The organism is Ruegeria sp. AB11 (assembly GCF_056536325.1).
This window is the reverse complement of sequence record NZ_JBQFJO010000002.1, coordinates 305,824-319,588: the sequence shown is the minus strand read 5'-3', so window position 1 is coordinate 319,588 and position 13,765 is coordinate 305,824. Positions and strand designations below refer to the sequence as shown.

The 13,765-nt window shown below is 51.5% G+C and carries 11 protein-coding genes and 1 pseudogene; 3 read left to right on the top strand and 9 right to left on the bottom strand.

Annotated features, from left to right (window positions below):
* Nucleotides 1-6: 6 nt before the first annotated feature.
* From ACR3EJ_RS21040 to ACR3EJ_RS21020, 5 genes are all read right to left on the bottom strand, one after another.
* Nucleotides 7-729 carry an ABC transporter ATP-binding protein gene (locus ACR3EJ_RS21040; protein ID WP_010442325.1) on the bottom strand — a complete coding sequence of 241 codons (723 nt, stop codon included), beginning with the start codon at nt 727-729 and terminating at the stop codon, nt 7-9.
* 3 nt (nt 730-732) lie between these two features.
* Nucleotides 733-1,515 (bottom strand): ABC transporter ATP-binding protein, encoded by a 783-nt coding sequence (locus ACR3EJ_RS21035; RefSeq protein WP_170546950.1) that lies wholly within the window; start codon nt 1,513-1,515, stop codon nt 733-735.
* Nucleotides 1,512-2,498 carry a branched-chain amino acid ABC transporter permease gene (locus ACR3EJ_RS21030; RefSeq protein WP_170546952.1) on the bottom strand — a complete coding sequence of 329 codons (987 nt, stop codon included), beginning with the start codon at nt 2,496-2,498 and terminating at the stop codon, nt 1,512-1,514. Before ACR3EJ_RS21030 ends, ACR3EJ_RS21035 begins: the two co-directional genes overlap by 4 nt.
* Before the next feature lie 4 nt (nt 2,499-2,502).
* On the bottom strand, nt 2,503-3,372 hold the full coding sequence (locus tag ACR3EJ_RS21025) for a branched-chain amino acid ABC transporter permease (protein ID WP_010442322.1): 870 nt from the start codon (nt 3,370-3,372) through the stop codon (nt 2,503-2,505).
* Nucleotides 3,373-3,467: 95 nt separating this feature from the next.
* On the bottom strand, nt 3,468-4,655 hold the full coding sequence (locus ACR3EJ_RS21020; protein WP_170546955.1) for an ABC transporter substrate-binding protein: 1,188 nt from the start codon (nt 4,653-4,655) through the stop codon (nt 3,468-3,470).
* Nucleotides 4,656-4,883: 228 nt separating this feature from the next.
* Between ACR3EJ_RS21020 and ACR3EJ_RS21015 the strand changes: the two genes are divergently transcribed.
* On the top strand, nt 4,884-5,594 hold the full coding sequence (locus ACR3EJ_RS21015) for a GntR family transcriptional regulator (protein WP_170546958.1): 711 nt from the start codon (nt 4,884-4,886) through the stop codon (nt 5,592-5,594).
* A 56-nt stretch (nt 5,595-5,650) separates the two neighbouring features.
* On the opposite strand, the pseudogene ACR3EJ_RS21010 reads toward ACR3EJ_RS21015, so the two are convergent.
* The 4 genes and pseudogenes from ACR3EJ_RS21010 to ACR3EJ_RS20995 form a co-directional block, all read right to left on the bottom strand.
* Nucleotides 5,651-6,331: pseudogene (locus ACR3EJ_RS21010) on the bottom strand (IS6 family transposase).
* Between the two features lie 203 nt (nt 6,332-6,534).
* A complete protein-coding gene (locus ACR3EJ_RS21005; protein ID WP_170546961.1) occupies nt 6,535-7,446 on the bottom strand; it encodes a glycosyltransferase family A protein in 912 nt (303 codons plus the stop codon).
* Between the two features lie 7 nt (nt 7,447-7,453).
* Nucleotides 7,454-9,151: an ABC transporter ATP-binding protein gene (locus tag ACR3EJ_RS21000; protein WP_480423488.1), complete on the bottom strand. Its 1,698-nt coding sequence runs from the start codon at nt 9,149-9,151 to the stop codon at nt 7,454-7,456.
* A gap of 1,158 nt (nt 9,152-10,309) precedes the next feature.
* A complete protein-coding gene (locus ACR3EJ_RS20995) occupies nt 10,310-11,008 on the bottom strand; it encodes a hypothetical protein (RefSeq protein WP_170546969.1) in 699 nt (232 codons plus the stop codon).
* 374 nt (nt 11,009-11,382) lie between these two features.
* Between ACR3EJ_RS20995 and ACR3EJ_RS20990 the strand changes: the two genes are divergently transcribed.
* Together ACR3EJ_RS20990 and ACR3EJ_RS20985 are read left to right on the top strand one after the other, a co-directional pair.
* A complete protein-coding gene (locus ACR3EJ_RS20990) occupies nt 11,383-12,693 on the top strand; it encodes an AAA family ATPase (protein ID WP_170546972.1) in 1,311 nt (436 codons plus the stop codon).
* The gene (locus tag ACR3EJ_RS20985) at nt 12,690-13,742 is read left to right on the top strand and encodes a ParB N-terminal domain-containing protein (RefSeq protein WP_170546975.1); all 1,053 of its coding nucleotides are present in this window, start codon (nt 12,690-12,692) and stop codon (nt 13,740-13,742) included. The genes ACR3EJ_RS20990 and ACR3EJ_RS20985 overlap by 4 nt, the downstream gene beginning before the upstream one ends.
* The last annotated feature ends 23 nt before the right edge of the window (nt 13,743-13,765 follow it).

Below are 13,765 nucleotides of genomic sequence, written 5' to 3'. Positions count from 1 at the left end.
ACATCCTCACACTTCTCCGCCCAGGTAGGCAGCTTTGATCCGCGGATCGGTCAAAAGTTCCTTGGAGTTTCCTGAAATGACCACATTTCCTGTCGTTAGCGCATAGGCGCGGTGTGAGATCGACAGCGCCATGCGCGAGTTCTGCTCGACTAGCAGCACCGACACTCCTTCGTCCCGGTTGATCGCCACTATTGAGCGGGCAATGTCCTGAACCAACTTGGGCGCGATGCCCAGCGAAGGTTCATCCAGCAGCAGTAGTCGAGGTTTGGCCATCAAGGCGCGCCCGATCACCATCATCTGCTGTTCGCCGCCCGAGAGTGTACCAGCGGACTGGCTATAGCGCTCTCTCAGACGCGGAAACCGTTCCAGAACGGAATCCAAGGTGCGGTGCACATCCGCTTTATTTGAACGGGTGAATGCCCCCATCAGCAGGTTGTCTTTGACCGTCATATAAGGAAAGACCCGCCGCCCCTCTGGCACCATCGCAATGCCTTTCGAGACTATCTCAGCCGGGTTGGTTCCTGCGATATCTTCGCCCTCGAACGCAACCGAACCGGACTTGATCTTCGCCAGCCCAGTGATCGCCCGCAGGATGGAGCTTTTGCCCGCACCATTGGCTCCGATAAGGGCGACGGTTTCACCTTGCTCAAGATCAATCGACACGCCCTTCAGCGCATAGACGTGATCGTAGTAAAGCTCGACATCTTTGAATTCCAGCATCTTGCTCATGGCTCAGATCCCGATCTCGTCATCGGCGCTGCCCAGATAGGCTTCGATGACCTTTTCGTTGTTCTGGATTTCCGCCGGGGTGCCCTCGGCGATCATTTCGCCGAAATTCAGCACCACGATCCGATCCGAGATGTTCATCACTGCGGGCATGTCATGTTCCACCAACAGCACCGTGACACCCCTGTCATCGCGCACCTTGCGGACCAGATTGACCATTTTCATGGTCTCGTCGTGGTTCATGCCCGCAAAAGGCTCATCCAGCAGCAGGACCTTGGGGTCGGTGGCAAGTCCGATGGCGATCCCCAGGGCGCGCAGGTTGCCCTGCGGCAGGTTCGAGGCCTGCTCGTTGGCGATCTCGGTCATGCCGAGGAATTCGATCAGGTCATCGGCATACTGGCCAAAACTGTCGACGTCTTCATGTGCCGTTCTCGTGCCCCAGAAATACCCGGCCAGCGAGGCGCGGGCGCGCAGGTGCTGGGCCACGATGACGCTTTCGCGCACGGTCATGGACTTGAAGATCGTCGTTTCCTGAAACGTGCGGACCACTCCCTTGCGCGCCACCACATGCGGTTTCAGGTTCGAAATCCTCTCACCCTTGAACAGCACTTCTCCGGCGGTCGTCGGCAGAAACGACGAGATCATCTTGAACAAGGTGCTCTTTCCGGCACCGTTTGGTCCAATCACCGACAGGATCTCGTTTTCATTGACGTTGAATGAGATATCGCTGTTGGCGGTCAACCCGCCGAATTTTTTGGTGACGTGGCGGACTTCCAGAAGATGGCTCATTTGTCATCTCCTTTCTTGCCCGGCAGCCGCAGGCTAAGCAGCCCGTTCGGCAGGAACAGCATCAGGATGATCAGCAGGCTGGAATAGGCGAGCAGTTGGAAGCGACCCAATTCGAACAACAGATCCCATCCAAAATACAGAACCAGTGTGCCCAACATCGGACCAAACACATAGCCCAGACCACCGAGGAAGCAGTTCAGCATGAAGTTCACACTGTCAGCGACCTGAAAGCTGGACGGATAGACCGATTGTGCAATCGATCCGAACATGGCTCCGCCAATGCCGCCCAGAAAGGAGGAAATAGCAAAGATGATGATGCGGATATATGAGATGTTCACGCCAATGGAACTGGCCAGTTCCTCGTTCTGCTGCATCGATCGGCACAGGTGGCCGAGGCGCGAATTCACCAGCCGGTACATGGCGGCAAAGGTCAGCACCATAAGCACACAGGCCGAGTAGTAGAAGGCTAACCGTGGATTCTCGAGCGTCGCGAAATCCGGGATCAGGGTAAGACCCAGGATCGACACACCCCCGGGAAGCGGGATCGAGGTAATCCCCTTGGCCCCATTGGTGACGGGCAAGGCCAGCGCGGTCAGGGTGACGACCTGCGTCAGTACCAGCGAGATCATCGCAAAGTACACCCCCCGCAGCCGCAGGATCGGTAAGCCAATCAACACGGCGACCCCTGCCGCAAACAGACCCGCCAGCGGCAGAGACAACCAAAAAGACATGCCAGCCTTCGTCACAAGAATGGCCGAGACATAGGCTCCGATCAGGGCAAAAGCGCCCTGCCCGATATTGATGCGGCCAATATAGAAAGTCAGCCAGACACCGGCACTGGCAATCGAAAGCAGCGCAACCGAGGTCAGCGTATAGTAAAGGTCAGACCGCCCGGACGCCGCGATAAAGCCGGGAACGGCAACGAAGATGGCCAGTAGGAAAAACGCCAAACCGGCCCATTGGATCGTGGAAAGTTTCGGCACAGTGTTAACCCCACGGTTTGCCCATCAAGCCCTGCGGGCGGATGGCCAGGAAAATCATCAGTGAGACGAAGATCAGCAGATAGGTGATATCGCCATATTGCGACAGAACCGCCAAACCAATAGCTTCCATGAAGCCAAGGATGATGCCGCCCGCAATCGCGCCGGAAATCACGCCTGCGCCGCCGATCATTACCATCATGAAGGCTTTGATCGAGGTCGGTCCGCCCATGCCCAGATTGACGCCTGTGATGGTCACCAGCAGGCCGCCGACCAGACCAGCCAGCATCGCACCCAGGGCAAACCCGATCATAGAGTACCGGGCAACATTCACGCCCATAAGCTGGGCCGCGGTTCTGTCCTGCGCCAGCGCACGCAAGGCGCGGCCGGTTTTGGAATATTGCATGAACAGAATGAAGGTGACGATTGAGAGAATGGCCAGCACGCAGATCAGGATCCGATCATAAGGCATGATCAGCCTGAAATCCCAGTTGAAGACACCGTCGACAATCTTGGGCACGCCACGCTGTTTTTCTCCAAAGACAAGCAGGATGACCGCGTCAAACAGAAACGCCAGTCCCGCCGCCAGCAGCATTGTGCTTTCTTCGCGCGACGATCGTCGTATCACTGGCGCAAACAAGAACCGTTCGATGAGTGCGCCAAGTACTGCCAGGGTGATACAGGACGCAAGCAACGCCAGGATGAATGGCCAACCAAGCTGCCCGTAAAAGGTGTAAGTGACGAAGCCGCCGAGAACGTACATCTGTCCGTGAGCAAAATTCAGTACGTTCATCAGGGCGAAGATCAGCGTCAGTCCTAAGGCGATCATCGCATATTGCGCGCCCAGATAGATGCCATTTGCTAGTATCTGTTCCATTGGAGTCCCGCGTAAGGTTCGGGTATCCCGGGCTGAACATCAGCCCGGGAGGGATTGAGGCTCGTTAGGCGATTGCCTTGGTTGGGAGTATTGCCTCAGTCGACTTCGGCGACAAAGAGTGTTTCAAACTCTCCGTCCTGGTAGACATTTACCACCAGCGGAACCGCGATCTGACGCTTTTGCCCGAACGATGTCGTACCGACATACCGCATCTTAGCATCGCCCTTCATGAAGGGATTTGGTGCTTCGAACGTGTCCATTGTGGTCTGGAAAGCGTTCACATCGTCGATACCTGCCGGATTGGCATTTAGCGTCGCCAGAATATACTCCAGCGCATAGACCTTGGTATTCGACTCGTCGTTATATTCGCCGAACATGTCAGTGTAGCGCTTGACGAATTCCTTCATGTCATCCGATGCGATTTCAGGGGTCGAAGCGCCACCCACCGAGATGAACCCGTTGGCCAGATCACCTGCGCCTTCGCGCAAAACCGTCGCATCCTGCGCCGTCTCAGTTGAAATTATTCCCTGGAACCCAAGCTCTCGAGCCGAACGGATCAGCTGAGGGGCATTGGCCGGTGAAACACCCGACAGGACCAGCAGATCAGGTTGTGTCCGCATGACCGGCGTCAGAACTGGGGTAAAGTCCGTAGTGTCCACCTGATACGTCACATTGTCAGAGACAACTTCAAGACCCAGCGCATTGGCCGCAGCGACCCCGCCGTCACGCTGGCTCAGCGGATCAGACTCGTTGGCAGCAACAAAAGCCACCGTCTTCACGCCCTTTTCGTCCTTCAGATACTTATAAATCGCTGGACCTGACTGGTAGTTAGCAACCATGCCCAGAACCGCATTCGATGCCGGCGCTGTGTAGAGCTCTTTCGGGAAAGCATATGGAAAATACATGATCCCTTTTGCTTCGGCAACTGGGCGAACGGCGGCTGCGCCGTCATCCACGTTGGGACCAACCACATAGTGGATTCCTTCCTGCGCCATTTTTTCCATGCCAGCGATCGCACGTTTGGGGTCTTTCTGATCGTCGAATGAAACGATTTCGATATCGTAAGTGGTATCGCCAATCTGGTAACCGCCGGATTCGTTAATCCAGTCTGCCCTCGCCTCCATCGATCGCTGGTTAGAGATGCCCCAAGCCGCCGCCGGACCCGAGGTTACCCCGACAAAGCCGATCTTAAGTACGGGGTTATCCGCCCAGGCAGCCGAGCCAAGCACGGATGCGGTCAAGGCCAATGCGACCGAGGATTTAATCAGTTTTCTACGTTTCATTCTTTCCTCCCTATGAGGTCTCGGCGCCTCTTCTGGGCGCTTGGCGAAGTAAACAATGCGACCGGTCGAATCCCGGAATGCCTCTTGGATACTGCATTGTTAACAATCTGTGTCAACACTTTTAGAGAACGTGATTGTTGATATTGCAAACAGAAGACCGATATATTGTCAGTTAGAAGTTGTACGGTTAAGTACGATCGACATGTATTCCTGCCAAATCGGAACAAGATGACAGACGCCCATCAAAAACTCGACGCCGTCCAATCCGATCCGGATGAACAATTGATCGTTGACCGAATTTATTCTGCGGTCATGGAACAGAAGCTGGCGCCCAGAACCAAATTGAGTGAACAAACCTTGTGCGAGACTTTTGGCGTAGGCCGAATGCGCGTTCGCCGAGCTTTGTTGTTATTGAGCAGCCAAGGCATTGTTGAACTGCACTCCAACCGTGGCGCCTTTATAGCCTGTCCAAGCCCTGACGAAGCTCGAGAGGTTTTTGAGGCCCGCTTGATGATTGAATCTGGCATCATACGTACACTGGCACATGAGAACGGCAGCCTAGGAATCGACGCGCTACGGACACATGTCAAAGAAGAAGATGAAGCTCGGGCAGCAAATGATCGAACTGAGATCATCCGGCTTTCAGGTGAATTTCATGTGGAACTGGCCAAATGCCACAACAATTCGGTACTTACACGGGTTGTGCGCGAGTTGGTGACCCGGTCATCTCTGATCGTGGCATTGTTTGGAACTAACAGGGACTCTTCGTGTCCCGATGATGAGCACGCCTCGATCATTGATGCGATCGTGAGTGGTGACCCACAATCCGCGGAAGACAATATCCAACACCACCTCCTCCACGTAAAAAACAGTCTGGATTTGGAACAAACCCGAAAGGTTGAACCCGATCTGGCTAAGATACTCACCGGGCGCATGTAACTTGGTACTGTTGCGAAGTGTTCCGATATTCAAAGAAATACATCTGACCTTCATTGTTATGCGAGCAGTTCTCTGAATTGTTGAAAGGGACAGAGTCCGGGCGCGATTTGATCTTTGCGGATCATGTGCGCCACTTCGATTCCGTCGAGGGTTGACGCCGCTTAAGCAAATGCCTTGAACCCTAGCATTGGCCGGATGCGTCTCTTGATGAAACAATGGTCCTGTTCCACGATGTTGTTCAGGTATTTCCGCCTGACCATCTCAATCGGGATCGGGCAACCAAAGCCTTTCAGCATCTTGTTTATGGCCTTGATGCCAGCCGTGTTAGTTCCGCTTTTGTCGATGACAATCTTCCGTGGCAAACCATTGACCTCCAGTATCCGAGCGAAGAAGTTCGTCGCGGCAGGCTTGTTTCGATGTGGTGAAAACATGAAATCAAGCGTTTTGCCGTATTTATCGACGGCCCGATAGAGATAGACCCACGCACCCTTCACCTTGATGTAAGTCTCATCCATTCTCCAAGAGCGATCACATGGCCCTTTCCTGCGGCGCGCTACATCAGCAATTGCGCTTGAGCATTGTGTCACCCAACGGTTCAGTGTCGCATGATCAACCGATACACCGCGTTCTGCCATGATTTCTTCCAGATCTCGGTACGACACTCCGTATCGGACGTAAAAGAAGACTGCGAATAGGATAACATCCTTCGGATATTGCGCACCTTTGAAAGAAATCATGGACCAACCATCAACTGGATAGTGTCGTTCGCCACACATGCGCTAAAGCCACGAAGGTCAATGGATAAGAGTTTGCAACAGAGCCATCATCAACGCGTCTTAATAATCAAAATATTATACTTATGACTACTACGCAAAAGCCTAGCTTCGCAAAGAATTTGAGTTTTCAAACCAAGTACATGAAGAGATCTGTTTAATTAGCCCTATTTCCGCTGATCGGCGCGTCGTAGCCAGAGCAGACGAATAGTTTCAGTTATCTTCACCACTCGAAGAACATAATGGACACCCCAAACTCCAAGGGCTCGTCGGGTAGATAGATCGGATTTTCCAAGAAGATTTTTCAGAGTCTTAAACGACGGGATCAGCTTGTGAACGGGTGGTATGTAATTCACAATTCCACGCTTCGCGTTCCTACGCAAACGCGCGCCTTCAATTCGGCGGGCTTTGGTGATGTGTTCCCCAAGACTTCTACGCGCTGGATGTCTTACAATGGCTTCCTCGGCAAAAAGGATAGGTTCGCCTGCAGCTTTTGCGCGATCGTTCCATTCCATATCACCACCTGACAAAACCTTGTCGTTGAACCGACCAACTTGATCTATCACACTGCGACGCAAAATCAGGTTGGCAGTAACAGCTCTGCCACGCTCAACCCACTTCTGCTGCTCCAGACCAAGATGAACGTCATACAATTCCGTTGTCGTCCATTCTTCCCCGTTAGGGATCAGTACAACATTACCTCCGAACCGCCCAACCTCAGGGTGATCCTGGGCTATCTTCAATCCAGCTTTCAGATACTGAGGGTCAGGCTGACAATCTGAATCGGTAAAGAAAAATAGGTCAGCATTCGCGTCATCAATACCGCGGTTTCGTGCCGCGTATGAGCCCGGCTTTGCTTCGCTCAATATACGAGCGTTTGCAGGCAAGCGAAACTCAGACGGAATTTGGTCGGACGGATCATTGTTTACCGCAATAATCTCAAACTGATCGGCATTCAGGGTTTGGGAAGCCAAACAGTCCAGACAGATCTGAAGTTGATTCCAACTGTGGTAAGTTGGAATAATGACGGTCGCGGCCAGTGGTCGCCGCGCCGGTCGTCTTGCAGATTGCTGCGTCAAACCAAGCTCACTCTGCGCTAACTGCGTTAGAATACTGATGGTCGTACAAGGTTTTGAAGGGGCCTTGTTCTTTCAACAAATGTTTGGCGCTCCCTTGCTCCAACACTTCTCCACTTTCAATCACAACAATCTTGTCCGCGTGCATAATCGTTGAAAGGCGGTGCGCAACGATAATTGTTGTACGCCCCTCTGTAAGCCTGCTTAGCGCTTCCTGCACCAGATGTTCCGACTTTGAGTCCAGCGCACTCGTCGGCTCGTCCAGCAACAGAATGGGGCTATCGCGCAACAACGCGCGGGCGATCGCGAGGCGCTGTTTCTGACCGCCAGATAAGAAGGCTCCGTTTTCGCCCACCATGGTGTCAAAGCCCTGCTCCAATGTCATGATGAAATCATAGGCGTTTGCGGCCTTGGCGGCCTCGATCACGTCCTCTTGTGTCGCTCCCTCTCGGCCAAAGCGAATATTGTCGGCGATCGACGCTGAGAAAAGAAATGTCTCTTGGCCGACAAAGGACATATTCTGGCGCAATGTCTTGAAAGAGGCGTATTTTATGTCTTGGCCATCGATCGAAATCGAACCACTATTTGGATCATATAGGCGCAATGCAAGGTTCAAAATGGTCGACTTTCCGCCACCAGATAAGCCAACCAAAGCGGTCGTCTTGCCGGCCTCAAAGGTCAACGAAAGCCCCTTCAAGATCGGATCACGCCGAGTGTAGCCGAATACAACATCGTCAAACACGACTTTGCGAGGCCCATCTGGCAACGCTTTGGGATTAACTTCCTCAGGCAGGGTTTCCGGCTCGTCCAGCATGCTGAAAAGCATTTTAACACGCCGCAAACCCACTTCCATCTTCACCCGCACCTTGGTCAGACGCTTCGCAGGTTCATACGCCATCATCACAGCGGTAACGAATGACATCAGTTCACCCGGGGTAGAGGCCGCTGCACCAAACAATTTACCTGCACTCAGCCCGATGACCGACGCAATTGCAAATCCTGCCAGAATATCAGTCAGTGGGCTGGTTGCCGCTTGCAAGCGAGCAAGCTTATTTCGGCGTTTTTCGACGCTTTTAACTGCCGAATTCATCTGTTCGGCCATGCGTTCTTCTAGTCCAAAGGACTTGACCACCCGAATTCCGGCCGACGTCTCCTGAATGACTTTCATGATCGCACTCATCGACTGCAGCTCCATATCCGCAATATCGCGGACCTTACGAAGCAGCATCCGAACCCCCAGAATTGCAAGCGGGCCGACGATTAGCGTAAAGAGGGACAAGACTGGTTGCTGATAGAACATCACGGCAAGCAAACCGATCAATGTAAGCATGTCTCGAACGGCGGTCGTGACCATAATTTCGATAACCGTCCGCGCAGCCTGTGCTGTCTGTGTCACTCTCAACAGCAAATCCGAGCTTTCGGTCAGGTTAAAGAAAGATACGCCCTGCCGCAAAAGCTTGTCATATAGCTTGATCTGCTGTTTTGATACGATCCGGTTCCCAGCGCGGGTCAATGCTACAACCTGGACGTAAGTGGCGACACCTTTAACCAAGAAAATAGTGAACACGGCCATCGAAACGCTAAAGATCTTGGCCGAATTTTCACTGTCGAACAGCGAGTCAACGACATCGCGCATGATGAACGCGATACCAGCTGTAGTCCCCGCCACAAACACCATCGCGATAATTGCAATGGTATACGGCAGCATTTGCTCCCGCATGTTCTCTGACAGCAAACGCCACAAGACGGAATCGCTTAGTACTGCCGCAAACTTTGATTTGATCTTTTGCAATGCACATGCCCACTGTGATCAGGATCGAGACATGTCTGTTATGACAGACTCATAAATCGTGTCCGCTAGATAGTCGCCCGCTCTCTATTGGGCAAGCCCACGCGGTATTCCGCCTTATTCCACGGTTTCGAAGCGCAATGTCCTGATCGGTGGGTCGACACGAGTATAAGCCGCCAAAACCCGCCCTGACCGCTTCTAAGCAATGTATTGGGCAATATACAAGAAGGCGCGACAAGCATAGCCTGGGCCCCTACCCTTTCGGCCTCGTTCAAATGTTGAAACCAACTGACCCAAAACTCGGGATCGCACCCATGTAAGATGGTCTGAACTTGCGCGCAGCCCCCCTCTCTTCGAGGGAGAGAGGTAGCTGGTTTTGACTAAAACGCGACAATATTGTTGTACTGATCGGATTCATGTTGCATCCGATCCAGAATGTCTTATCCGATAATGGGCCAGACCTCAACCGTACCAAGTAGAATCTGTGGAACTGTCGCAAACATTGCAGAGGAATAAAGCTATCACTCTGACTAGCTTCAATTATCCAGCGAACTCTGCAAGTTAGCGGAATCCGCATGCCGAACGTTCCAGCGGCCTCTTACCGATCAAATTGGCTGTTTCGATGCCTGCAACAACTGGGGTGAAGCATTTGACGCGAAGCACGGGCCTCGTAAGCTGCTTGATGAACCGGTGATCCTGCTTGTAGATTTTGTTCATTTCTTTGATTTGCTACCCGCCAAGGATGAATACATTACTAACCAGCTGTTCATCCTCGCATGTTCGACCTTAACACTACTTTCAGCCGGTATTTCTTCTAGATCACGACAGAAAACGCCGTTTCGAACGCAGAAGTAGACCGCAAATAGGATCACAGATACTGGGTAGAGCGCGCCATTGAAATAGATCACAAGACTTTCCCAAATATCATTGCAGACCAAGCCTCAATTGGAATTAACACGCGAAGCTGCAACATTCCGACCAACGACTGCGACAAAGAACGGTTCTCTACTAGTTTCAATCTGAAAATCTGACTGGTTTAATTCAAACAAATTCAAGCAAAGCAACGGCATGTTCCAGTTAGCCTATCAGACGCACCTTCTGAATTCGCCCAAATTCAAGTTGGATAGCTCCAAGCAAAGGCTTCAAATGGTGAGACTGAATGTACTGTGCAATGAACTTGCTTGGCGCACGCAAGGTGATTGTCTGATCTTGGGTTTCAACAAGTTGAAGGTCACGATACCAACATTTGAACAATAAAATTTCTGACTCTGATAGGCGTTGGAGCGCCCTGCCCCACGGACTTTGAAGATCTTGTCTCTCAGGTTCGACTTCTAATTGTTTTTCTTGACCAAATTGAACATGAACGACCTTTTCGGATGGTTTTGGTATTTGCATTTCCATGCGTGATACAAAATCAGAACCAACATTTTGCCAAACTGGTTTGCTTAGGCAATAAATTTCCGCGTAGTTGAGTCGGTACGCCGCAACACGGCCTCTAACTCCGGGCCTAAGCTGAAGAAGCATGTTATAACTCGTCAACCGCTTAATTTCTCGCTTGACGGTTCGCTGGTCCACAGACCAGAGGCGGGCCATTTCCTTTTGTCCGACCGTCAGCTCATCAGTGCGCCAGTTGTATCGGGCGGTTATCAACGCAATGAGCCGCATCATTGAATTTTGAAAACCGGGTGTACCACATAATCCCGCAACAGAGATTGCAGTTAGTAGATCGTACTTCTGTGAACCGGCCTGATGTCCTGTAAATCGTTTTATTTCCATTTTGATACTGCCACTGTGCCTCGAACGGATCGGTCTTGCTGTCCGATTCCATCAATTGGGTTCAGTGTGATGAAATCCCGTAGTTTGTCAACAAACTTTAAAAAGCAGGATACCCACTTCATTTTTCAAAATCAAAAGAAAATTCGGTTAATAGGTAATAGGTGACATGCAGGATGACACCCTATTTGAGGGTGAATGTCACCATATATCTAGTTAGTGATTGATGCTTGTCACCAAAACATAGCCTGGCATTCGAATTTCATCCCGTATTTAACGGATCATAGGCAAAAAAGCGGAAATTCTATTCTTTACGTTTTGCAGTTTCCGAAAATCGCGTTATTAAAAGACAACCGTCATATAACAAGAGCAACATCATGCGTGACCACACCGACCTTCAAGCTATGAACGAGCGAAGCCTGGCTCAACAGGCTGCCGTCCGCCGCGCTACTTTCTCGCCTGCAGACGAGAAAGTTCTTCGACCATTCTCAATCTGGGAAATTAGCCAGTTCATGTTTGATGTCCCGGCCGACACCTTGAGAAAGAAGTTGGCCGAAGACCCGTCTCTTCCGCAAGGTGCGACTGAAGATGATGGACGGCAAAGATGGTTTTCTCTTGCTGAGATTAATGAGTTGAGACGGCGTTTGAGATTTAGGGGTAGGAGCCTTCTGCCTCAAAGGCCGGCAGGCCGGGCTATGAGAGTGGCGGTTTCGAACTTTAAGGGTGGTGTCGGCAAAACTGTCGTTGCTCAGCACTTGGCGAATGCGGCCGCGCTTGATGGTTATCGTGTTTTGGTGGTGGATTTTGACCCCCAGGCGACACTCACTCATTCAATGGGTCTGGCTGAAGTAAGAGAGTGGAATACTGTCTGGGGCATTATGTGTCGCGACCTCTGCCGTGAGGCGAACCGGATTGCGGACGAATATGATGATCCTGCAGATTGCCCCTACCCCACTGCCGACGAGTTGCCAGAAGATGTTCAGTCGATCGGCGCACAGCGTGTTCAGGATTTCATTCAAAGAACTTCATGGTCGACGATTGACATCATTCCGAGCTGCGCGAACGCCGCGTTCGTTGAATTTGCTTCCGCTCAGTATAGGTCCATTCATAAGGCATGGAGTTTTTTTGGATGCGTCGCAAGATATCTCGATGAGTTGCCAGACGACCAATATGATTTGATTGTTTTCGATTGCCCGCCTGCAATTGGGTACCAGTCTTTGAATGCGGCCTTTGCCGCTGATATCCTCTATATTCCGTCTGGTCCTGGTTATTGGGAGTATGACAGCACAACGAGTTATCTTGGTCAGCTTGGCGACGCTTTAGAAGACATAACTAACGGTTTCGAACGTATTGCACAGGATGCTGGTATCACTCTTCCTAAAAGGTTCGATGACATACGTGTTCTCATGACTCGCTTTGAGGCCAGCAACTCTCTGCATGTCGCGATGATGGACGCTTTCAAAAATGTCTTCGGGGCCGATGTCTGTCAAAATCCCATCGAAATGACACGTGCGGTCGAGCAATCTGGTAGGTTCCAGATGTCTGTCTACGAGCAGGACTATAGGCAGATGACTCGGGACACATGGAAACGGGCGCGTCTGTCCTTTGATAATGCATACAGTGAATTTAAGGATGTCGTCTTACGGGCCTGGGAGGCGCGTACTAAAGTTGAGGAGCGGGTAGAATGAGCGGTAACAAATTTGGCTTTACTCCAATTGATGAAGATGACCTCAAGAAAACACGCCGCCGCGAAGTGGGTCCAATGGGGGCTGCGGTACGCGAGACAGCAAACAGTTTAAATGAAAGCACTGAGAACCGTGTCGAACAGCGACGGCAAAATGCCTCCGATGCCAAGGAGTATCGCAAAGCTCGTGACGAGGGGCGAGTTTTGGTTGCAGTCAGCATCAATGAAATTCTTACGACGGATCTTCCAAGAGATCGCTTGGATCTATCGGCCGTCGCAAGTTCGGATGAGATGGATGAACTCAAGGCTTCTATTCAGGAACGCGGCCAGAAGGAGCCCATAGAGCTTTATAAGGATTCAGATGGTCGTTTCCAGCTAAAAAAGGGTTGGAGACGAGTAACTGCTCTTAAGCAGCTTTATGAAGAGACCGGTGATGAACGGTTTTCCAATGTTACAGCGCGAGTTGCCGAATCCCAGAGTGATCGCATCGACCTTTACATTGACATGGTTGAAGAGAATGTTGTTCGAGAGGACCTGACTTTTGCTGAGATGGCGCAAGTGGCAATTCTTGCTTCCAACGATTCTGAGTTGGGGGCAGGGGATGCAGAAGCTTTGGTCGGAAGGCTTTATTCATCCCTGCACAAGATGAAACGCTCTTATATTCGTAGCTTTGTTTACCTGCTCAATGAACTTGAAGGCGCGTTGCCGTTTCCTAAGAGTGTCTCCAGAAACCTTGGCGTTGAAGTTGCGCGGAAACTTCGAGCTTCGTCGGGTTCAGCTGCTGTGTTAAGAGATGTGTTGGCGCGCGCATCCACAGTTCAAGAGCAAAACGAGGTACTTGATGCTTTCTTGGCAGATACTGATTCTGAACGTGGTAGAGGCAAGCGACGTGAGAAAGTCGAGAGCGTGAAGTATGAGTTCCACGTGGGCGCTTCAAAAATCACTGCGCGAAAGGGAGAGTGCAGAATATTGTCTGGTCAAGACTTTAGTTCGATTGATCGTTCTAAGCTCCAGAGGGCGGTTGAAGCTTTCGAAGCTGTTTTGAACGAGTAGTAACCCGCGGGTTACCCATGCTT